The organism is Paenibacillus sp. FW126-R14, from assembly GCF_058789495.1.
In genome coordinates this window covers 17,666-39,503 of sequence record NZ_JBYTBS010000016.1, presented here as the reverse complement: position 1 = coordinate 39,503, position 21,838 = coordinate 17,666, and the positions used below count along the sequence as shown (strand labels likewise).

Genomic DNA, 21,838 nt, shown 5'->3' with positions numbered 1-21,838 from the left:
CTCATCATTAGGAAAGGGTGACCCCGGTGGCAAAGCTTGAACCCGCTTCCAACCCGATACACACTCGCAGCGCTTGGACATTGTTCTTCTCCCTGCCGATATTCGCTTGGGCCATGTATGATTTCGCGAATACGATTTTTTCCTCCAATATCGTGACGGTCTTCTATCCTTTTTATTTAAAAGAAACGTTAGGCAAAAGCGAGGAGCTCAATCAGATTGCCAGCACGTTCATCACGTACTCCAACGCTTTATCCAGCTTTTTTCTCGTGCTGCTGTCCCCCTTATTCGGCGTGTGGATCGACCGGACGGGCAAAAAGAAAGCCTACCTTGTCCCTTTCACCTTAATTTCCATTCTGGCGACACTGCTCATGGGCGCTTCCGCCATTTGGCATACGGATCAGCAATGGGCAGGGCTCAACGCATCGATTCTGGGTGTCATCTTCTTCTTCATGATCGCCAAATTCTTTTATAATTCGAGCTTAATCTTCTATGATTCCATGATTTCTGATCTGGGCAGCGAGCGTGAAATCCCTATCGTGTCCGGCATCGGCGTAGCGGTCGGTTATGTCGGCACTTTGGTCGGGCTCGTCGTATTTCCGCTCATTAACGGCAATCATTTTGAAAATACGTTTATTCCCAGCGCGCTTATGTTCTTACTTTTCTCCTTACCGATCATGTTCCTCTACAAAGAGAAACCGCAGAAGCCGGTTAGCGGGAACAAATCACTCTTGAGCGGCTATCGTGAGATCTGGGCTACGTTCAAAGAGGCGCGAAAGTACCGTGCCGCGTTTCTGTTCATGATCGCCTACTTCTTCTTTAACGATGCCATTGCCACGGCAATTGCCGTCATGGCGATTTACGCAAATACGGTGATGGGCTTCACCACCGGGCAGTTCATTCTTCTCTACTTAGTTTCGACCGTATCGAGCATCATCGGCTCCTTCCTTTTCGGCTATGTCACCCGCCGTGTAGGACCTAAGAAGGCCGTAACCATCGTTGCCTTCATCCTCATTATCGCGATTGCCATAGCGGCGCTAGCGACAAGCCAAAGCCTGTTCTGGGCCGCCGGCAGCCTCTATGGCGTGTCCATGGGAGCCATGTGGGTAACGTCCCGCACACTGATCGTGCAATTAACGCCCGAGGAGAAACGCGGCCAGTTTTTCGGCTTATTCGCCTTCTCCGGCAAAGTATCCTCGATTGTCGGACCGGCGCTGTACGGATCGATTACCTGGGCACTCGCTTCTACAGGCAATCTCGCCAGCCGCGTCGCGCTCGGTTCCCTTCTGGTGCTGGTCGTCATCGGACTCCTTGTTCACATGCGCGTGCCGCAAAAATTGCAATCTTCCACTTAGTTCGTGTACAATAGCTTTTAATCATAAGCGAAAGGTGTGAGGAGTATGAAGGGTCCTGTGATCAAGCAGAAACGTTTCCTATTTCTCATTTCCGTTAAACACTAAAGCGTTCGCTGCTTTAGTGTTTTTTTTCGCGCCGAAGCTGATCTTCCTAAGCGGGCAGCGGTGATTTTGAAGCAAGAATACAGATTGTCTCAAAGGGAGGAGAGATCGACATGCGGTATAAACGGGTCCTCATTAAACTAAGCGGTGGGGCTGTAGCGGGAGAAAGCGAGTTCGGCTTCGATCCTAAACAGCTGGATCATATCGCGAACGAGATTATGACCGTCGTTCAGTTAGGCGTCGAGGTGTGCCTTGTCATCGGCGGAGGCAATATTTTTCGTGGCAATATGGGCGAAAGCTGGGGGATCGAGAAGGCGGAGGCCGACAATATCGGCACACTCGCTACCGTCATCAACAGCCTGATGCTGCGCGGGGTTCTGAAAGCGAAGACCGAAGCGGAAGTGCGCGTCATGACGGCGATTCCGATTGCTTCTGTGGCTGAGCCTTTCATCCGGCTTCGAGCCATTCATCATTTGGAAAAAGGGTACATCGTGATTTTTGCAGGCGGCAACGGACAGCCCTTCGTCACTACCGACTATCCGTCGGTTCAAAGAGCCATTGAAGTGAACTGTGAAGCCATTCTTGTAGCGAAGCAAGGCGTTGACGGCGTGTTCGATAAAGACCCTAAGCATCATAAAGAGGCGCTTCAGTACAAATCTCTCCACTACAACGACGTTATCCATCATAATTTGAAAGTCATGGATCAGTCCGCTTTCATTCTCGCGCGAGACTATCATATTCCCATTCATGTGTTCAATTTCGACAAACCCGGCTCCATGAAAGAAATTTGCGCAGGGCAAGATACAGGCACGATCATCAGCGCCTCCTCCGAGCTCATTTACCAGCAGGGATAAGCAGACAAAAAAAGGATAGAGATCAGTTTACAACTGCCGCTCTATCCTCTTTGTTTATTCGTTTTTGCCCAGCATTAGCACGTAATAGTCATTCGCATTCTTCGTTCTAAAGCCGCAGGATTCATATAACCCGAGCGCTTTCTCGTTCTCGACCGCTACTTCAAGCTTGACCTTGCCCGCCTGATGCCGCTGCTTAAGCTCTATAATGGTCTGGCTCAGTATCTGACGCCCATAACCTTTGCCACGATATGCCGGCAGGACGCAAAAGCCGTAGATGAATCCGCTGCTATCCTCCCCGATCATGGCTCCGATTTTTGCAATTGGTTCTTTCTGCTCACCGAGCCCAAGCTCTGCGATCCAGGTTCGCTCTTTGTCACCGGCAAGCGTTTGATTGACGTATTGTCTCGCATCGTCCTCCGGCATGTTGAAGCCGGACGTGTTCAGTTCAACGAGCAGCTCCGTATCCTGCACAGTGGCGGAACGAAGCGCGATCGGCTGTTCGCCAGTTTGCGGAGCCCTTGCCGCATCCTCCTGAAGCTCCATCACATACTCGGAGAAACTGTAGTCCGCTCCAAGCTTCGTCAAAAATGCCTTGCCGCTCACCGATCCGCGTTCATTGATGAAAATCGCTTTCGGCACTCCCCTGCCTCTGCACGCTTCCAGCGCGGCCTGCACCAATTGGCCGAAAATCCCCTGATTCCGCACCTCCGGATGCACCATTCCGCTAATTTCCACTTCCGTAGACAGGAAGCTGTATATCGCCAGAAAGCCGACAATCCGGTCATCCCGGTAAAATAAAAAGTCATTCGTCACGCCTGGCGGACGATCGGATAATGTGCTCCAGTTCAGTTTTATTTCAATATGGTCATGGCGGTTGCAAGCCTCCCATAATTCCCTAACTTCCTTCAGCTCCTGCGACGACAGTCCTGCCCGTGGAATAATGCCTTGTTTCACTAGGTTGTCCTCCATAAGACTTAATTACTTGCCTACTGTCATTATACAGGTCTGGTCTGCCGCGGGGTAAGCTAATAATTCGTTTTACATAAAGTTTCGTCACATCGTCGCCCTTGAAAGATTGCCTCTTGATAGAGCTGCGGGTGAACCAACGGGAAAAACTCCCGTTAATCTCCCCCTAGAGAAGGGTGTTGCTAGAATTTACTGGAATTTCTCCTGTTAATATAGCCATAACGCCTACAATTGACGGTTTTCCGGTTAATTAACGGGAGGATTTCCAGTTAAAAGAGCAGACGGAGGTTATACTTTGAAATTAACAGGATAAATTCCATCTAAATTGATGAAAAGAACCAGCCCGCTAAGAAGCCAAGAAGCCGACTCTTCTTATTGCGCCTGCCGGGCGTATTCATCCGGCGTTTGGCCGGTTATGGATTTAAAATCTTTAATAAAATGCGACTGATCGTGATAGCCGAGATCCATCGACAGCTTGGACCAGTTCGGCTTCTCGCTGACATCGGTCGCCTCCGCCGCATTCTGAATGCGCGCCAGCTTAATGACCCACTTAGGGCTAACGCCTACATAGTGGTCGAACAAGCGCTGCAGCGTTCTTTTGTTTATGTCGAAGCGATCGCAGAGGGCGTCTACCTTCGTGACGTCAGGCTGCTCGTTAATGAAATCAATGATTTCATTGATATAAGTCACCTGCGCATCCTTCCCGGGCAGCTTCGGCCTGATCATTTGCTCCATAAGCGCCACCATGCCCTGCTCATCTTCTGCAGCGAACATAACCTTCTCCAACGCAAGCGGATCGACGTCAAAAACACTCCGAACGCTCAGCGGACTGAGCCCCATGTCGGAAACCGGCCGCCCCACGAACGGATAAAAACCGCCGGGCTTGAATTTGGCGCCAAATACACAGCCCTGCCCTTCCAGATAATGGCCGTATTTCTCTTTGCCAGGACCGTAAATAGCCGTTCGCCCCGGCTCCACGATCAGATTGACGCAGGGGTTCGGAATGACATGCTGCTCATAAGGTTCTTGGCCCCTTAAATCCCACCTTACGATCCAGAAATGGCGAATGAAAAAGGCCAAATCCTCCGAGGGAGTCACTCTGGAAAGCTGAAATTTCCGCGGTACTTGCTGGAGATTCATAATGCCCAGACTGGGTGTAATGAGGTCAGACATGATGCCGATCACTCCTTGTCGCGTTTTTACAATACTTGAGGCGTACAATCCTATATCATGAATGTAACACATACGAGGGAGTGAGTGGCAGTGGAACTGAGATACGAATTTTATATTGGTGCAACATGCAAAGAAGTGTGGGATATTTTGGTGACACCGGAGGGGACGCGGAAAATTTTGTTCGGAAGCGTGCTGGAGTCCACATTTGAGATCGGCTCCGATTTCAGATACATCGGGCCTGGCAACGACGGCGATGAAACCGTTCATGTGTACGGCACGATTCTGGCCTATGAACCGGAGAAGCATTTGTCCTGCATCGAACATGCCGGTCCGTCCTACAACCCGAATCATGCGGATTTCCAATCCCGGATGACGTTTACTTTGGAGACGGTCGGCAGTTGCACGAAACTGACGCTCGTCAATGACGAATGGACGCCGAACCACCCGAGCTTCGAGAGAACGAAAGCAAGCTGGTGGATGATTCTAAGCAATATTAAGACACTTGCGGAGACGGGCAAAACACTCGATTTCGGCTGGTAAAATTGCGGCTATCCCAGAAGGTCATTCATGCGGACCTTTTGAGATAGCCTTTTTCAAATCGCCATTATAACGGTAAAAGCGCGAGCGATGTTTTCTCCTCCAGCCCGGCAACCATATCATGCCAAGCCTGCGGCTTATTCGCCAAAACGGAGTAGTAGCGTTTCAAGAAGCTCGCAACAATCGCCGCATCAAGCTGAGTCATCTCCTCATCTGTCGGAAGGAAACAAAGGTCCAGCTCCTCCACCGCTTCCCCGTTGTTCTCCCAAGAAGGATGAACGTATGGGAAATCAATCCGTTTGTACCCGAGATGCGACAACACTTCACGCCGCACATAAGGATCCATCGGCTTCACGCCGCCGAATGCATGGCTTTCGATCCGATACGGATCATAGATCTCGGCAAACATCCCCAGCATCGGCTTGCCCGATTCGGCTGCTAAGGCCTCCAGGTCGTTCCAGCGCTTGCGCGCCAGGAAACGGCCAATGCCCAGTCCCGCTTGACCGATAATGGTGAAGTCCGTCAACGCTACCTGGAAATCTTCGTAATAGCGGTACTCTGTCGTGCCGACGACCTTCCCTTCATGCACAGCGACGAACACCCGGATACCAGGGTCCTCCAGCGGCTCTTTCCACAAAGCATATTCCAGTACTTCCTCTGGCGGGAATACCTCTTTCATCAAATCGTGCATGGCACGAAACAAAGGGTTGTCTATACTCTTAATCCGTATGTATTCCATTAGCTCCTCAAGCTCCTTTATGTCAAAATTCGAAATGGATTTCGCCACTCCATCAAAAGCGCATAGTTCAGCGACTCTTTATCCTCCAAATAGTCCGGCACCACCTGCACCGGCGTCCGGCCGCAGCGCAGCAGGAAGGTAATAACAGGGTCTTTGCAGTTCCCTGCCATGACCGCTTTCGCATATTCCTCCGCGCTCATGGCGTCAGCATACTTGTGGTAGCCCGGCATGCGCCCGCCCCCAAGCAGCCTGCGCAGCCCCAAATGCACAACAACCTCATACATGGATTGCATCATCCATTTGCCGAGGCCGAACTTGCGGTAGGCGGGCATCACGCAAATATCCACAATGTATAACGTATCGCCTTCCGGCCGATGCGTACGGATGTAGCCGTCGTCAGTCAACGCCGACCAGCTGTGGTCGCTAGCATGCTCTTCCTCGTAGCTAACGAGCAGCCCCGTGATCGACCCAACAATCCGGCCTTCCACCTCGACACAGAGGGCGCCTTGGGGGAAACGCGTGACATGCTCCGTGAGCTGCTCTTCGTTCCACCAAAGCTCTGACGGAAACGGCGGCGGAAAGCTTTCCTGCTGGACGCGGATCAGCGCGTCGAAATCGGCTTTTTCATAATTGCGTATGACCGCCTCGATCGGCTTGTCTCCGTCGAAGACGTACAGCTTTTTAGCATAAAATCGGTGCGAATTTACGTCCATAACGCTATGAAATCCCCCCAGCTTTCATTAAGCCCAATCGGTGTACAGATCCGTTCTGCGGTCACGCCACGTAGTGACGGAGCCCTTGTCGCGGACAAGCGTCAGCAGGTCTAGATCCAAATCAGCCGTGACCACCATGTCACCGTTGATTTCGCCTTCAACCATAATGCCTTTGGGCGGAAAAGGCACGTCGTTCGGGGTAATGACAGCCGCCTGGCCAAAGTTAGCACGCATGAAATCTACCGTAGGCAGAGCGCCGACCGTCCCCGTTGTGACGACATAGATTTGATTTTCGATCGTTCGCGCATGGCACGTATAACGCACCCGGTGGAACCCATGCCGGTCATCCGTACAGGACGGAGCAAACAGCACATCGGCGCCGCGGGCTCTGGCCATCCGGACAATTTCCGGGAACTCCACGTCATAACAGACGAGAATCGCAATACGCCCTTTTTCCGTGTCAAAAACCTGCAGCGAATCGCCGGCTCCCATATTCCACTCCTTCACCTCGGTTGGGGTAATATGGATCTTTTTCTGCTCCCCGATCCGACCGTCCGGATAAAATAAAAACGCTGTGTTATACAGTTTGCCTTCCTCAGAAGTAATGTGCGTACCGCCAATGATGTGCATGCCCGTCGTCTTCGCCAACCCTTGGAAAAGCGTCCGATAAGCATCCGTATACGTGGGCAACGCCTCAATCGGCAGCGCTTTGCCGTTCTCATCGCCAATGGACATGAGCTGTGTCGTAAACAACTCAGGAAACAGCACAAAATCCGCCTCAAACTCTTGAGCCACCTTCACATAATGCTCAACTTGCGCGGCGAACTCCTCAAAATTACGTATCGAGTGCAAATGATATTGTACAGCCGAAACTCTCATTTTCAAGTTCATCTCTCCTTATCTTGTCATCGTTCCCAGTACCCAGTACCGGATTTACAGGCTAACGAGCACCCGTCCTCTTACTTTCCCATCCAGCACCTCTTGCGCCGCCTCGGCAGTCCCGTCCAGCGCAACTTCCTTATACACCATCCGCTCAAGCAGCGGCGGCTTCAACTCAGCAGCTATCCGCTCCCAAAGGGGCTTCCGGATCTCCGCCGGGCAATACACCGAATCAATGCCCAATACATTCACGCCTCGCAGAATAAAAGGAAACACAGTCGCTGCAAAATCGCCACCGCCCGTCAGACCGCTCAGCGCGACGGAACCGCCGTATTTCATCCGGCTCAGCACATAGGAGAGCGACTCGCCGCCAACAGGGTCCACGCAGCCGGCCCAATACTCCTTGTCCATCGGCTTCCTCACAGATGGGGTAAGCTCTTCCCGCGGTACGACCCGTTTCGCCCCCAATTCAAGCAAATACGCATGATCGGCGGACTTGCCCGTGCTTGCTTCTACCTCGTAGCCAAGCGCGGCCAGCATCGACACGCTGTTGCTCCCTACCCCGCCCGTCGCGCCGCGAACGAGCACGGGGCCCTTCTCCTTGCCCAGCCCGTTCTCTTCCATTCGCTGGATCGAGAGCGCCGCGGTAAAGCCAGCCGTCCCCAAGATCATCGCCTCGCGGGCGGACAGCCCTTTCGGCAGGGGGACGACCCAATCGGCCGGAACACGCGCATACGCGCTAAATCCGCCGTAATGTCCCGTTCCCAGCTCATAGCTGGTCACAAGCACCTCATCGCCCTCGCGAAAGCGCGGGTCCTCCGAAGCGGCAACCGTCCCTGCCAGATCAATCCCCGGCACCATGGGGTACGTGCGCACGACGCGTCCGTTCGGACTGCAGGCCAACGCATCTTTATAATTAATACCCGAGTAACGCACGCGTATCGTCACTTCACCCGGCGGTAAATCTTCCATTCGCAGCTCTTTCACTTGTACGGAGAAACGCTCCTCCGTCCGCTCCACCACCAACGCACTAAAGCTTTCCATGCAGCTTAGCCTCCTCGATCCTCGATCCATATAAGTTTCGATCAGGTGATTTTCCATCAACTACCTATTCAGTGTACTAGAATCGGAAGCAGGATTCAAAGGGTTTGCAGCGCATCAACGCGCAAAAAACTCCCCGGCCTCATGACCAGGGAGCTTCTCTTACTGCTGCTGCACAAAGCCCGCAGCTTCCAAAAACCGTCCAAAAGCCGCTTGCCCGGCTTCATCACGCTTGAACACGCCCGCGTCGAGCAGCACGTCCATGAACTTGCTGCCGACCTCCGCCTGCAGCGCCGCCTTCGCGCCGCCTGCCGTCAGCGCAGCGCCGTGCTTCGCAAGCAGCGCCTCGATCCATGCCGCATGCTTATGCAGCGGATGAGCGGCCTCCTCGCGGATCGCGCTGCCGAAGTCGGCTTCGCCGGTGAGGATCTTGGCGATATCCGCCAGCTCCTCTTGCAGGCGGCCTGGCAGTACCGCCAGCCCCATGACCTCAATCAAGCCGATGTTCTCCTTCTTGATGTGGTGCAAGTGCCGGTGCGGATGGAAGATGCCATCCGGATGCTCTTCGCTGGTGCGGTTGTTCCGCAGCACCAGGTCAAGCTCGTACTCGCCGCGCGCATTGTTGCGGGCGATCGGGGTAATCGTGTTATGCGGGACACGCTGTCCGTCCTTCTCGCTGAAGGCGAGGACGTCCGCTTCCGCATCGCTGTATGCGCGCCAGTCGTCGAGCAGCTTGCTGGCCAGCTTATACAGCAGCAGCTTGTTATGGCTGCTCAAGCGCACAACCGACATAGGCCACTTCACGATGGCGGCCTTCACGCCGGCAAATTCAGCGTGGGCGAACATGCTCTCGCTTGCCGCTTTCTCCATCGGGAATTGATGGCGTCCGCCCTGGAAATGATCGTGGTTCAGAATGGAGCCTCCCACGATTGGCAGATCCGCATTCGATCCGATGAAGTAATGCGGGAATTGATCGATGAAATCCAGCAAGCGGTAGAACGTATTCGCCGTCGTTTTCATCGGGATATGTTTCTCATGGAAAATAATGCTGTGCTCGTTGTAATACACGTATGGCGAGTACTGGAAGTACCATTTCTCATTATCCAGCTCTAACGGGATAAAGCGCAGATTTTGCCTTGCCGGGTGATTCACACGGCCTGCATAGCCTAAGTTGTCCGCGCAAAGCAGGCATGCGGGATAGCTGCTTTGGGGCAGCGTTTTGAGCAGAGCAATCTCCTTCGGATCCTTCTCCGGTTTCGAGAGATTGATCGTGATTTCAAGATCGCCGTAGGCCGTATCCGCCAGCCAGTATGCATTCCTCTGAATACGGTCCATTCGAATATAGTTCGAATCAATGGACTGCTTGTAGAAATAATTCGTTGCCGCCTCGACCCCGGTGGTCTTGGCCGTGCTCCAGAATTGATTCACAACCTCGGAAGGACGGGGCATTAGCAGCCCCATAATCCGTGCGTCCAATAAATCGCGGTACGTCGTTGTATTCTCCTCCAGAAGACCCGCCTCATAAGCCGCATCCAACAGCTCTTCCAGCAGGGCAACAGGACTGCTTAGCTTCTCAGCCGGCACTGCTCCTGCATAAGGCTCAGCAAGACCGAATAAATCAAGCAAAGCATTGCGTGACGTATAAACATCCAACTGCTCGATCAGGCCATTTTGCTGTGCGAACTGAAGGAGCCTTTCTATGGTCAATGCTGCAGATTGCGATGCTTCAACTGTCCGTTCCATGTGCCACATTCCTTTCTTAAACAAGCCTACTCGGCATAACCGTCCGGGTTATTTTGGTGCCAGTTCCATGCGCTTTCAATGATGGATTCCAAGGAATCGCGGCTCGGTTTCCAGCCAAGCTCCGTTCTTGCCCGCTCGGAGGAAGCGATCAGCGTAGCCGGGTCGCCAGCTCTGCGCGGCTCGATAACTGCCGGAATCGCATGCCCGGTTACTTTGCGGGCGATATCGATAACTTGCTTGACCGAGAATCCCGTACCGTTGCCAAGATTATAAATATTGCTCTCCGCTCCGCCGCGAAGCTTCTCAACCGCCAGCACATGAGCGCTCGCCAAATCGCTGACATGAATGTAGTCGCGCACACAGGTTCCGTCTTCCGTCGCGTAGTCATCTCCGTAGATGGAGATATGGGCGCGTTGACCTAACGCTACTTGCAGGATGATTGGAATGAGGTGCGTCTCCGGACTGTGATCCTCGCCGATTTTGCCGCCGGCATGCGCGCCAGCCGCATTGAAGTAGCGAAGGGAGACGTATTTGATGCCATGGGCCGTGTCGAACCATTTCATCATTTTTTCCATCGCCAGCTTCGTCTCGCCATACGTATTCGTAGGAAGGGTCCGGTCGCTTTCCAGAATCGGAATGTTCTCCGGCTCGCCGTAAGTGGCGGCTGTCGAAGAGAACACGATATTTTTCACGCCGTATTGATTCATTTTCTCAAGCAGACACAGCGTTCCGTACACGTTATTATGATAGTATTTGGCCGGGTTCGTCATACTCTCGCCAACCAGCGAATTCGCCGCAAAATGGATAATCGCGTCAATGCTGTTTTCCGTGAAAACCGTATCCAAAAACTCGCCGTCACGCAGATCGCCGACATACAGCTTGCCGCCAAGCACAGCATCCCGGTGTCCTTGCTGCAAGTTATCGACAATAACGACTTCTTCCCCTTTGTCCAGCAGCTCAGCTACTGCATGCGAACCAATGTAGCCGGCTCCGCCCGTTACTAATATCGCCATTTACAACGCCTCCTCGACTTGTTCGACACCGTTTCCGATATCACATACATAGAAGCTTGGTGTTAAACCTGTTTGCTCGGTATATTCTTTGCCCACTTGATCGATAAATGTTTGCACGCTGTCCTCATGAACCAAGGAAACCGTACATCCGCCGAAGCCTGCGCCTGTCATGCGCGCGCCAAGCACACCCGGAACCTTCAATGCTGCCGCAACCATCGTATCCAGCTCGAAGCCGGTAACTTCATACAGATCGCGCAGGGAGTCGTGGGAACCGATCATCAGTTTGCCGAAGGCTTCAAGATCGTTCTTTTCCAGCACTTCAATCGATTTGAGCACGCGATCAATTTCTTCAATTACGTGCTGCGCTCTACGGCGGACCGTTTCGTCCGGAATGAGGTGCTTGTATGCGTTGAACTGATCAAGGTTCAATTGGCCCAGCAGCGTGATCTCAGGGAACTGCTTTTGCAGATAAACAACGGCTTGCTCACATTGGCTTCTTCTCTCGTTGTAAGCGGAATCGACAAGACCTCTGCGTTTGTTGGTGTTTCCGATCACCAGCTTATAGCTGCCGCTTTGGAACGGTACATGGCGGTACTCCAGCGTGTCGCACATGAGCAGAATTGCGTGATCCTTCTTGCCGTTAGCAACAGCAAACTGGTCCATGATTCCGCAATTCACGCCAACGAATTGGTTCTCTGTTTGCTGCGCGAGCAGGGCGATTTTCACCGTGTCAACCGGATATTTCTCAAGCGTTTCCAATGCGAAAGCCGTAACAACCTCGATGGAAGCCGAGGACGAGAGTCCGGCACCGTTCGGAATTTCGCCGTGGAACAACAGATCGTAGCCTTGAGTAACCGGCAAGCCTGCTTTGGCCAAATGAACGAAGATTCCCTTCGGGTAGTTGATCCAGTTATCTTCTTCTCGATAGGACAAGTCATCTATGGAAATTTGTTTGCAAAGCGCCATGTTGGTCGATGCAAATCCGATGACACGGTCTTGTCTTGGACGGATCAGCAGCGTTGTTCCGAACGTTAACGCCGCCGGGAATACATAACCGCCGTTGTAATCCGTGTGCTCACCGATCAGGTTAACCCGGCCAGGAGCATGAAACGCTGAAATTGGCGCTGCGGTTTCCCCGTAAATTTCAATAAACGTGTCTTTTAAAGTTTGCAAATCTGCCATTCTGGCACCGCCTTTAGTTTATTTAGGATTGCTGCAGGAGCAACTTTGTAACTTCAGTATAAGAGAAGTACGTGCAATTGGCTATGGAGGCATGTTATTTTCGCATGGAAAAATGTGATTTCAATCTTTCTTCCCTTCAGCGAAATATGGTAAATTAGAAAGACCATAAGGCCATATCAATGGGAGCTGAGGATACGTCATGTCAAAGCAGGAAAGCTACTACGTCGTTTCGAACCCGTTACCGTCCGGAGAAAGCGCTCTGACCGTGCTGTTTGCCGGGGAGAGCCAGACAAAGCCTGTACACCGGTTAGGCCCCAAAGTGTACGACTACTACTTAATTCACTATGTTATTTCAGGGAAAGGCGTGTTTTCTACACAAGGGGAGGAGTATGCGCTAGGCGCGGGCGACAGCTTCGTCATCGAGCCTGAGCAGCTCATCAGCTACGTTTCGGATGAAAGCGATCCTTGGCATTACTGCTGGATTGCTTTTACGGGCGAGCAAGCTCCGGCGCTGCTGGCTTCAACAGGCGTCAATCCTCTGCGGCCTATTCTTCATACGAACCGCAACCGGCATATTCCTGTGCTGTTTCGGCATATTCAACAAGCTTTGCGGGCCAGAAAAGCGAACGCACAGCTGAAATCCGTCGGATACTTGCTTCTTCTATTAGGTGAGTATTGCGAAGCTTTATCCGCCTCCACAACCGCCGGCATCGTCTCGGAAGTGGAGAGCGACCGGATTGTTCAGCAGGCTATTCACTATTTGTCTACGCAATATGCCGAGCCCATCACCATTGAAATGATGGCGGAAAGCTTAGGCTATAACCGTGCCTATCTGTCACGCTTGTTCAAGCGGCATACGAAGGTCGCCCCGGTTACGTTCCTGCTCAAGCTTCGAGTGGATAAAGCGCGCCAGCTGCTGCGCGAACGGTTAGAGCTGACGATCGAGCAGATCGCGGCTTCTGTGGGCTTTTATGATCCGCTTTATTTTTCCAAGCAGTTCCGGCGCTTATACGGCGTTTCACCCAGCGAGTACCGGAATCAAATCAAATCGCTTTAAACGATGTGGCCATCTCTTCCAAGCAAGCTACTTCATTCCCTCTGAATTAAAGGGAAAAGTTCCTGCTATTTCGCGCACATTCAGGGAAATCGCGCGATTAAATGGAATTCCTCCTGCTATTGGCGAGGATTAACCACACACACATGGGATACGGGCAAATTAACAGGAGTTTTTCCTGCTAACTGGAACACGCAACTAAAAATCACTTAAATAACGGGAAGTTCTCCCGCTAATGCTCTACAAACGAAAGAAAAGCAAAAACACCACCCCAGGAGCGTGCTCCCATGGTGGTGTTTCTCATTTCTTTTACCGTTTGCCCGGATCGTAAGGCTCGCCAAGAGCCGACGGTGCTTTAGCCCGGCCTACTGCGCCAGCCAATACTAAGATCGTTAGTACGTAAGGCAGCATGTAGAGGAACTCTTGCGGAATGTTTTTCGAGAATTCGAACAATCGCATGAAGTTGTTCAGCGCCTGCGCCATACCGAAGAATACGGCAGCGCCAAGGGCGCCAAACGGATGCCACTTACCAAAGATCATCGCAGCCATCGCGATAAAACCTTGGCCGGAAATCGTGTTATGCGAGAAGGCGCTTGTTGTCGTCAACGTAATTGTCGCGCCGCCAAGTCCGCCCAACAGACCGCTGATCAGAACTGCGATGTAACGCACGCGCTTAACTTTAATTCCAACGGTATCCGCGGCACTCGGATGTTCACCTACGGAACGCAGTCGCAAGCCGAATGGGGTTTTGAAAAGCACGTAGTACGTTACGCCTACTAGAATTAGCGCAATATAAGTGGTTGGATAAGCGGTAAATAGCGCATATCCGAGATACGGGATTTTCGACAATAGCGGAATTTCCCATTTGGAAAACACATCGTTTAACGTTTCGGTTTGACCTGCGCCGTTGAACAATACTTTAACCAGGTACAGCGTAACGCCAGCGGCCAAGAAGTTAATGACCACCCCGCTGATTACTTGGTTGGCCTTGAAGGTAATTGTCGCTACCGCATGAATGAGAGCGAAAATCAGCGCAAACAACATGGCTGTCAGCAGCCCGATCCAAGGGGACCATACGCCCATGTCCGCCTTTTCCGCATAGTAAGTGCCAACCGCTGATGCAAAGGCACCCGACACCATAAGACCCTCGATTCCGATATTGACGACCCCGGAACGCTCCGAGAAAATACCGGCAATAGCTCCGAAGATCAGCGCCGTTGAGTATACGAGTGTTGTGTTAATAAGTTCACTGAATTTCGTGAAGAACGCGTTGAGCATTGTGAGCAGGTCCATGTTACGACGCCCTCTCTTTCTTGCGTTTGCTATAGAACGGGATGAGCACCCATTTGACAATTCCTTGTGTGGCAACAAAGAAGATGACCGAACCGATGACGATACGGATAATTTCCGGCGGCACATCGGCACCGAAACTCATTCCCGCTGATCCGTAGGATAAGCCGCCGAATAACGCAGCACCGAGGATAATCCCGACCGGATTGTTAGCGCCCAGCAAGGATACCGCAATGCCATCGAATCCGTAGCCCGGCGAACCTGCTGCAACGACTTGATAATGGAATACGCCTAGAATTTCGAAGACGCCGCCAAGTCCGGCAAAAATACCCGAAATAAACATCGCTTTAACAATATTTCGATTTACATTCATACCCGCATACTTCGCGGCATCAATGTTATGGCCAACGGCACGCAGCTCGTAGCCCTGCTTTGTTCTCCATAGAATCACATAGAAGACGACTGCTGCAAGAATCGCAATCACGGTCCCCCAGTGAATTCTGGCATGATTCATAAGCTCTGACAGCCAAGTGATGCTTAGCGAAGCCGAGTCCTGAATCATGTAGGAACGCTGCTGTTTCGGCTCCAACAGGAACGCATTTACGATATAGTTCGACAGGAATAACGCGATCCAGTTAAGCATGATCGTTGTGATAACTTCGTTAACCCCGCGTTTCGCTTTCAAATAACCCGCGATCGCTCCCCAGAGACCTCCAGCGAGCGCACCGACGATAACGGCTAGCGGAGCATGAATGATCCACGGCAGCCCTGTCACTTTTACACCGATAAAAGTAGCTCCCGTCATGCCCATGACGAATTGTCCCTCGGCTCCGATATTAAACAAGCCTGTCCGGAACGCAAAGGCGACGGATAATCCCGTCAAAATCAACGGCGTGATCGCACGAATCGATTCCCCGATATCATAGGAATTACCAAAAACACGGGAAAATAACGCCCCATAGGCGGCAATCGGGTTGTAGCCCCCTGCCAGCATGACGAGCGCTCCGAATAACAGCCCGAGCACAATCGCCACGATGGGGTTCACCGCTGATTCACTTGTAAAAATACGAACAACCTTATTCATGAGCAGCTCCTTTCCCTGTGCGCTTGCTGCCAGCCATCAGGAGTCCGATCTCTTGATCGTTCGTCTCTTGCGGCAGCACTTCTCCCACAATCTGTCCTTCATAGATAACGGCAATGCGATCCGATACATTCATAATTTCATCCAGCTCAAAAGAAATCAGCAACACGGCTTTGCCCTTATTCCGCTGCTCAATCAGTTGGCGATGCACGAATTCAATGGCACCGACGTCCAATCCGCGCGTAGGTTGAGCGGCAATGAGCAGATTTGGATTCTTGTGTATTTCCCTGGCAATAATTGCTTTTTGCTGGTTGCCCCCCGATAAAGAACGGGCCTTATTGTAAATGGTTGGCGTTCTTACATCGAACTCCTTAATAAGCGCTTCCGCGTGGCGGTCAATCGCTTCATAATTAAGGAAGCCCGCTTTGTTATAAGCAGAGTGGAAGTACGTCTCCAACACCATGTTTTCACTCATGGAGAAATCGAGTACCAGTCCGTGTTTGTGCCTGTCCTCCGGAATATGCGACAAGCCGGCCTCGGAGATCTCTCTCGGTGTCCAGTTCGTGATCTCGCTTCCTGTCAGCATGACTTGTCCGCTATCAACGGATCGCAGCCCTGTTAACGCTTCGATCAATTCACTCTGTCCATTGCCGTCGACTCCGGCGATGCCCAGAATTTCTCCGGCTTTCACCTCGAAGTTAAGCCCTTTCAAAGCAGCAAGGCCTTGTTGATTCCGCACAACCAAATCTTTAACTTGAAGAACGGATTCCCCTAGTTTCACTTCTTTTTTCTCAACCTTGAAAGAAACATCGCGCCCGACCATCTTCTCCGCCAAAATCTGCGGATTCGCGTCTGCGCTTGCAATGGAACCGATTACTTTCCCGCGGCGAATAATCGTCACGGTATCGGCAATCTCCATGATTTCTTTCAGCTTATGTGTAATGAGAATGATGGATTTACCTTCTTTGACCAAATTGCGCATGATGACCATCAATTCGCTAATTTCTTGCGGCGTCAGTACAGCTGTTGGTTCATCAAAAATGAGAATATCGGCGCCGCGATACAGCGTTTTCAATATTTCAACGCGCTGCTGCATGCCGACGGAAATATCTTCGATTCTTGCTTTTGGATCAACGCGCAGCCCGTATTGCTCGGATAGCTTGCGCACTTTGTCTTGCGCTGTTTTAATGTCAACGTTAAACCCTTTTTTAGGCTCCATGCCCAAAATAATATTTTCCGTTACGGTAAATGGCTGAACCAGCTTGAAATGCTGATGCACCATCCCGATGCCTAACTCAATCGCCCGATTGGGGCTATCGATAAAGACTTCCTTGCCTTGTACTTTAATAAAGCCTTCGTCAGGCTGGTACAGCCCGAACAAAATATTCATCAGTGTGGATTTACCTGCACCGTTCTCGCCAAGCAGGGCATGGATTTCACCTTTCATCAGCTTCAAGCTGATGGCATCATTCGCTACAATGCCCGGAAACCGTTTCGTTATGCCGCTAAGTTCAACAACAGGGACTTTTTCGCTCATCAGATCACCCTAAGGATCAATTTTTTGGTACTTTAAACTAAGAACAAGGCTAGTTATTGTAACTAGCCTTGTTTGAACAGAAGCAAATCTATCGTTCGTAACCGCTATGCCTTTTATACAATTATTATGGAGTTTCAGGAACTTTGATTTCGCCGCTGATGATTTTTGCTTTGTACTCGTCAACTTTTTTCAAGATATCAGCAGAAACATTTTTCTTGGAAGTATCAGGAAGGCCTACACCGTCATCTTTCAGACCAAGTGTAACTGTTTTGCCGCCTTGGAATTTGTTGTCGATTACGTCTTTGGAAACACGAGCAACCGCGTTGTCAACACGTTTCAACATGGAAGTCAGTGTCACTTCATCGCCGAACTCAAGGGATTGGTCTTTATCTACGCCGATAACCCATACTTTTTTACCGTTTTTCGCACGGTCTTTGGCCTCGTTGAACACACCGTTACCAGTGGAACCAGCTGCGTGGAAAATGACATCAGCGCCATCGTTGTAGATCGTAGCTGCTGCCGCTTTACCAAGGTCAGGCTTGTCGAATGCGCCTGTGTAGTTGATTTGAATCTTCGCATTTGGATTTACCGCTTTCACACCAGCTACGAAACCGGCTTCAAAACGTTTGATAACCGGAATGTCGATACCGCCGACGAATCCGATTTTGTTGGATTTTGTCGTAAGACCTGCAACTACACCTACAAGGTAAGAACCTTCTTGCTCGGAGAAAGTAACGGACTCTACGTTTGGAGCTTCAACAACGTTGTCAATGATCGCCAATTTCGCGTTCGGGTTTTGCGTTGCAACCGTTTTAAGTGCATCGCCCATCAAGAAGCCGATACCCCATGTCAAGTTGTAGCCGTCTTTAACGAATTGGTTTAAGTTAGGCGTGTAGTCTGCATCGCTTTTACTTTCCAAGTTCTTCACGTTAGCGCCGGTTTGCTTTTTCAATTGCTGCAAGCCTTCCCATGCGCTTTGGTTAAAGGATTTATCGTTAACCCCACCAATGTCTGTAACCATCCCGATTTTGAAATCTTTACCGCTGTTGTTGCTTGGTGCTGCGGATGAGCTAGCTGCTGGAGTTGCGGATGCTGCCGGTTTAGTTTCTTCTTTTTTGGCGCAACCAGTCAAAGCAAGTGCGGAAACAGTGACAGCCATCAGTGCAGTTGTGAGTACTTTCTTCATCATTTCTACCCCCAAAAGATAAATTTAAAATTGAACCTTAAATCCCACATTCTAGGTTGACCAGAACCACCATAATTATGCGTGTTTGGCTAAACCGAGTGTATCACTTTATAACGGAAGTTAAAAGCAATTCACAGCATAATTCGTGATGTCAAACAAGTTGACACGGCCTTTTTTGTAACCCCCTACAATATAGGTTTTAAGCCCCAATGATTTATTATACTACCGCCGGTTAATAAAATCTAGATGACGTTTTCTTTTATTTTTCGACCAATAACGTCAAAAATTGATCAGGCACCAGCGGTTGGCTAAATAGTTCTCCTTGCACCTCCTTGCATTGGAGAAATTTCAGGTATTCGAACTGCTCCTCCGTTTCGACGCCTTTCGCAATCAGATTCAATCCCCAGCGGTTAGCCATCCGAACGATAGCGGCAGCGAGCAGTTGATTCTCGTCATCATCGACCAGATCCCTGATCAAAGTGCTGTCCAGCTTCACACTGTCAAACGGCATGCCCTCCAAGCCGCTTCGCGCAAACAACCCGGTACACAAATCATCCATCGTAATGCGCACGCCAAGCTTCTTCAGCATCAGCAACTTCTTGCTCGCTTCCTGCACATTCGACGACGTAATGCTCTCTGTCAGGTCCAACTCGATCTGCCCGGGATCCATTCCCGTCTCTTGCAGGATCTCAGCAATTTCTCCCGTGAAATAGTCGCTTTTGAACTGCGAGGCTGTAATCGCAATCGTCATCCTTAACGGTTCATGGCCTGCGTCCTGCCAGGCTCTCATCTGCTTGCATGCCGTCCGCATCGCCCAATGGCCGATTGGCACCATGAAGCCCAATTCTTCGGCTGCTTTGCGCCAATCCATAACGGTGCGCAGCTGACTGCTCCCTTTCTCCCAATGAAGGCTGACTTCCATCCCGATCAGCTTACGTCCCGCGATTTCATATTGCGGTTGATACCGCAATTCAAATCGTTCCTGTTCCAGGGCCGAACGGAGCTCGTTTTCCATGTGGGCTTTAGTCTTCACCCTGACATCGATGTCCGAGGCGTAGAATTGAAAACGGCTATTCTCCTGGCTTTTGGCTTCATACATCGCCTCGTCCGCACGCTGCAAGAGGTGCTCGGGCCGTGTGCCGTCCAGCGGATAAAGCGCAATTCCCATGCTGGCTGTGATCGCGACAGGCTTTCCATCCAGAATAAAAGGTTCCTCCAAAACCGATTGAATGCGCGTAGCTACCACTCTCACATCTTCCGGTTTGGTAAAAGATTCGAGCAAAATAATAAACTCATCGCCGCCCTGCCGATAAACCGTGTCAGATCCCCGCAGACAGGCCAGCAATCTTTCGGCAGCCAATCGAATGAGACGGTCTCCGCAAGCATGACCCAAAGAATCATTGACTTCCTTGAACCTGTCCATATCCAAAAAGACAACGGCCGCAAGTTGATCATGCCGCTGAGCATGGAGCAGCACACTGTTCAACCGGTCTTCGAACAACCGGCGGTTAGGCAATCCCGTTAATGTATCATGGTAGGCCAGATAGGCAAGCTCTTTGCTCTTCTCCTCCTGCTCGAGTCCCCTTAACCGCAAGCGGCGTATAAATACGGCAAAAAAGAAGCAGATAAACGCTTGAATGAGGACAAACAATAAAACTTTAGGGGTAATTTTGAAAGAAGCAACGGCAAGCAGATTGACTGTCAGCAGAAAAAAGCCCAGTAAGCCCAAATAGCGGAGCTCCTGCGCTTTGGTCCGTTGGATCCACTTTATAAAAAAGCTTCTCATTGGGGGGGAACCTCCATTCCGGTGATCAAAAAAAGGCTATTCCAAATGGGAATAGCCTTGGGTGTCGATAAACAGCATCCTGTTGGCTGCCCAGCCGTCGTTGTAGGCATGGCAACCTTAGACGCCTATAGGGATATTCAGGTTAAAAACGTAAAAAACGGGACTAATTAACTATAGCATAGTTATTCCCAGCCTGGCTATTCTTTCTTAAATCAGCAAATTAAACAGTTTCGGATCCTTATTGATTTCGATATAGCCATAGTCCTTCCGGGACAGGCGCTCGATGAGCCCCTCGTAATCGTCTTTATTTTTGAGCTCAATACCGACTAGTGCAGGAGCATCATCCCGGTTATTTTTTTTCGTATACTCAAATCGGGTAATATCGTCAGTCGGTCCCAGGACTTCTTCCAGAAATTCACGCAAGGAGCCCGCGCGCTGCGGGAAATTGAGGATAAAATAGTGCTTCAACCCCTCGTACACGAGCGATCTTTCCTTGATTTGCTGCATCCGGTCAATATCGTTGTTGCCGCCGCTAATGATGCACACCACGTTCTTGCCGCGAATCTGATCCCTGTACGCATCAAGCGCCGCAACAGGAAGCGCGCCTGCCGGCTCGATGACAATGGCATTGTTATTGTAAAGCTCCAGGATCGTCGTACATTCTTTGCCTGAAGGAATGATGACGATATCGTCCAGTTTCTCTTGACAAATGTCAAAAGTCAGCTCGCCTACCTGTTTGACTGCAGCTCCGTCCACAAACTTCTCGATCGTGGACAAGGTTACGACTTTACCCTGCTTGAGCGACTCCTGCATGCTGGCGGCGCCCTCCGGCTCAACGCCAACGATTTGCGTGCGCGGAGAAACGCTGTCCACATAAGTCGCCACGCCCGCTACAAGGCCGCCTCCGCCGATCGTCGCGAAGATAAAGTCCGGCGTCTCGGACATTTGATTCATAATCTCCAAACCGACAGTCCCTTGCCCGGCAATCGTACGCACGTCGTCAAACGGGTGAATGAACACTTTGTTTTCTTTCGCACAGTACGCCTTCGCATGGTTGGAGGAATCATCGAAAGAATCCCCAGTCAGAATCACTTCTACAAAAGCTCCGCCAAACAGCTTCACCTGCGCGATTTTTTGTCTTGGCGTCGTCGTCGGCATGAAGATTTTCCCTTCGATGCCAAGCTGTTTGCAGGAGTAGGCCACGCCCTGCGCATGATTGCCGGCGCTTGCGCACACAACACCCGCTTCGCGTTCCTCCGGCGTCAAGCTTTGAATCACATTGTACGCTCCGCGAATTTTAAAAGACCGGACGACTTGCATATCTTCACGTTTCAGATAAACGTTGCATTCATACAAGTTAGAGAGCTGCTCATTGCGTTGCAGAGGCGATGGTTCGATCACCTTGCTGAGCACATGATTGGCCCTAATAATATCTTCCAAACCTACTTTTCCGGAAACAACCATTTTTCTCTTACTTCCTTTCTCTCCAAAATGCTTAATAAATTTTAAAGATTATTGTAGCATACTGGAGAGCGCCTGTAAGAAAATATTATTGGAACATTTTTTGAATTCGCTTATACTGCGCGAAAAGCTGCCCTCAAGTAGAACGC

The 21,838-nt window shown here is 50.9% G+C and carries 20 protein-coding genes; 5 read left to right on the top strand and 15 right to left on the bottom strand.

Annotated elements, in window-relative coordinates:
• The first annotated feature begins 26 nt into the window (after positions 1-26).
• Entirely contained in the window at positions 27-1,352 is a 1,326-nt protein-coding gene (locus tag AC3WRW_RS12850; RefSeq protein ID WP_492546715.1) for an MFS transporter, read from the top strand.
• 215 nt (positions 1,353-1,567) lie between these two features.
• Positions 1,568-2,308 (top strand): UMP kinase, encoded by a 741-nt coding sequence (gene pyrH, locus AC3WRW_RS12845; protein WP_492546714.1) that lies wholly within the window; start codon positions 1,568-1,570, stop codon positions 2,306-2,308.
• A 54-nt stretch (positions 2,309-2,362) separates the two neighbouring features.
• On the opposite strand, the gene AC3WRW_RS12840 is transcribed toward pyrH, so the two are convergent.
• Positions 2,363-3,262 carry a GNAT family N-acetyltransferase gene (locus AC3WRW_RS12840; RefSeq protein ID WP_492546713.1) on the bottom strand — a complete coding sequence of 300 codons (900 nt, stop codon included), beginning with the start codon at positions 3,260-3,262 and terminating at the stop codon, positions 2,363-2,365.
• 384 nt (positions 3,263-3,646) lie between these two features.
• Positions 3,647-4,447, bottom strand: coding sequence for a DUF6597 domain-containing transcriptional factor (locus AC3WRW_RS12835; protein WP_492546712.1), 801 nt, complete (start codon positions 4,445-4,447; stop codon positions 3,647-3,649).
• A gap of 90 nt (positions 4,448-4,537) precedes the next feature.
• Here AC3WRW_RS12835 and AC3WRW_RS12830 point away from each other — a divergent pair, with 90 nt between their 5' ends.
• Entirely contained in the window at positions 4,538-4,987 is a 450-nt protein-coding gene (locus AC3WRW_RS12830) for an SRPBCC domain-containing protein (RefSeq protein WP_492546765.1), read from the top strand.
• Between the two features lie 64 nt (positions 4,988-5,051).
• Here the strand turns inward: AC3WRW_RS12830 and AC3WRW_RS12825 are convergent, their stop codons facing one another.
• The 7 genes from AC3WRW_RS12825 to AC3WRW_RS12795 form a co-directional block, all read right to left on the bottom strand.
• Positions 5,052-5,723 (bottom strand): GNAT family N-acetyltransferase, encoded by a 672-nt coding sequence (locus AC3WRW_RS12825; RefSeq protein ID WP_492546711.1) that lies wholly within the window; start codon positions 5,721-5,723, stop codon positions 5,052-5,054.
• Positions 5,724-5,740: 17 nt separating this feature from the next.
• Complete coding sequence (locus AC3WRW_RS12820) at positions 5,741-6,436, bottom strand: GNAT family N-acetyltransferase (protein ID WP_492546710.1); 696 nt, start codon at positions 6,434-6,436, stop codon at positions 5,741-5,743.
• Between the two features lie 27 nt (positions 6,437-6,463).
• On the bottom strand, positions 6,464-7,321 hold the full coding sequence (locus AC3WRW_RS12815; RefSeq protein ID WP_492546709.1) for a carbon-nitrogen hydrolase family protein: 858 nt from the start codon (positions 7,319-7,321) through the stop codon (positions 6,464-6,466).
• Positions 7,322-7,369: 48 nt separating this feature from the next.
• Positions 7,370-8,359 carry an acrylyl-CoA reductase family protein gene (locus tag AC3WRW_RS12810; protein ID WP_492546708.1) on the bottom strand — a complete coding sequence of 330 codons (990 nt, stop codon included), beginning with the start codon at positions 8,357-8,359 and terminating at the stop codon, positions 7,370-7,372.
• A gap of 159 nt (positions 8,360-8,518) precedes the next feature.
• Positions 8,519-10,099 (bottom strand): UDP-glucose--hexose-1-phosphate uridylyltransferase, encoded by a 1,581-nt coding sequence (locus AC3WRW_RS12805; RefSeq protein WP_492546707.1) that lies wholly within the window; start codon positions 10,097-10,099, stop codon positions 8,519-8,521.
• A 26-nt stretch (positions 10,100-10,125) separates the two neighbouring features.
• Positions 10,126-11,112, bottom strand: coding sequence for a UDP-glucose 4-epimerase GalE (gene galE, locus AC3WRW_RS12800; RefSeq protein WP_492546706.1), 987 nt, complete (start codon positions 11,110-11,112; stop codon positions 10,126-10,128).
• On the bottom strand, positions 11,113-12,294 hold the full coding sequence (locus AC3WRW_RS12795; RefSeq protein ID WP_492546705.1) for a galactokinase: 1,182 nt from the start codon (positions 12,292-12,294) through the stop codon (positions 11,113-11,115).
• A gap of 199 nt (positions 12,295-12,493) precedes the next feature.
• Here AC3WRW_RS12795 and AC3WRW_RS12790 point away from each other — a divergent pair, with 199 nt between their 5' ends.
• The gene (locus tag AC3WRW_RS12790) at positions 12,494-13,351 is read left to right on the top strand and encodes an AraC family ligand binding domain-containing protein (protein WP_492546704.1); all 858 of its coding nucleotides are present in this window, start codon (positions 12,494-12,496) and stop codon (positions 13,349-13,351) included.
• A gap of 306 nt (positions 13,352-13,657) precedes the next feature.
• Here AC3WRW_RS12790 and AC3WRW_RS12785 read toward each other — a convergent pair whose 3' ends face one another.
• From AC3WRW_RS12785 to AC3WRW_RS12765, 5 genes are all read right to left on the bottom strand, one after another.
• Positions 13,658-14,641, bottom strand: a complete 984-nt coding sequence (locus tag AC3WRW_RS12785; RefSeq protein ID WP_492546703.1) for an ABC transporter permease — start codon at positions 14,639-14,641, stop codon at positions 13,658-13,660.
• A 1-nt stretch (position 14,642) separates the two neighbouring features.
• Complete coding sequence (locus tag AC3WRW_RS12780) at positions 14,643-15,722, bottom strand: ABC transporter permease (RefSeq protein ID WP_492546702.1); 1,080 nt, start codon at positions 15,720-15,722, stop codon at positions 14,643-14,645.
• Positions 15,715-17,256, bottom strand: a complete 1,542-nt coding sequence (locus AC3WRW_RS12775; protein ID WP_492546701.1) for an ABC transporter ATP-binding protein — start codon at positions 17,254-17,256, stop codon at positions 15,715-15,717. The genes AC3WRW_RS12780 and AC3WRW_RS12775 overlap by 8 nt, the downstream gene beginning before the upstream one ends.
• A gap of 124 nt (positions 17,257-17,380) precedes the next feature.
• The gene (locus tag AC3WRW_RS12770; protein WP_492546700.1) at positions 17,381-18,442 is read right to left on the bottom strand and encodes a BMP family lipoprotein; all 1,062 of its coding nucleotides are present in this window, start codon (positions 18,440-18,442) and stop codon (positions 17,381-17,383) included.
• A 259-nt stretch (positions 18,443-18,701) separates the two neighbouring features.
• Positions 18,702-20,228, bottom strand: a complete 1,527-nt coding sequence (locus AC3WRW_RS12765; RefSeq protein WP_492546699.1) for a putative bifunctional diguanylate cyclase/phosphodiesterase — start codon at positions 20,226-20,228, stop codon at positions 18,702-18,704.
• 45 nt (positions 20,229-20,273) lie between these two features.
• Between AC3WRW_RS12765 and AC3WRW_RS12760 the strand changes: the two genes are divergently transcribed.
• On the top strand, positions 20,274-20,399 hold the full coding sequence (locus AC3WRW_RS12760) for a hypothetical protein (RefSeq protein ID WP_492546698.1): 126 nt from the start codon (positions 20,274-20,276) through the stop codon (positions 20,397-20,399).
• 36 nt (positions 20,400-20,435) lie between these two features.
• On the opposite strand, the gene ilvA is transcribed toward AC3WRW_RS12760, so the two are convergent.
• A complete protein-coding gene (ilvA, locus tag AC3WRW_RS12755; protein WP_492546697.1) occupies positions 20,436-21,692 on the bottom strand; it encodes a threonine ammonia-lyase IlvA in 1,257 nt (418 codons plus the stop codon).
• Between the last annotated feature and the right edge of the window lie 146 nt (positions 21,693-21,838).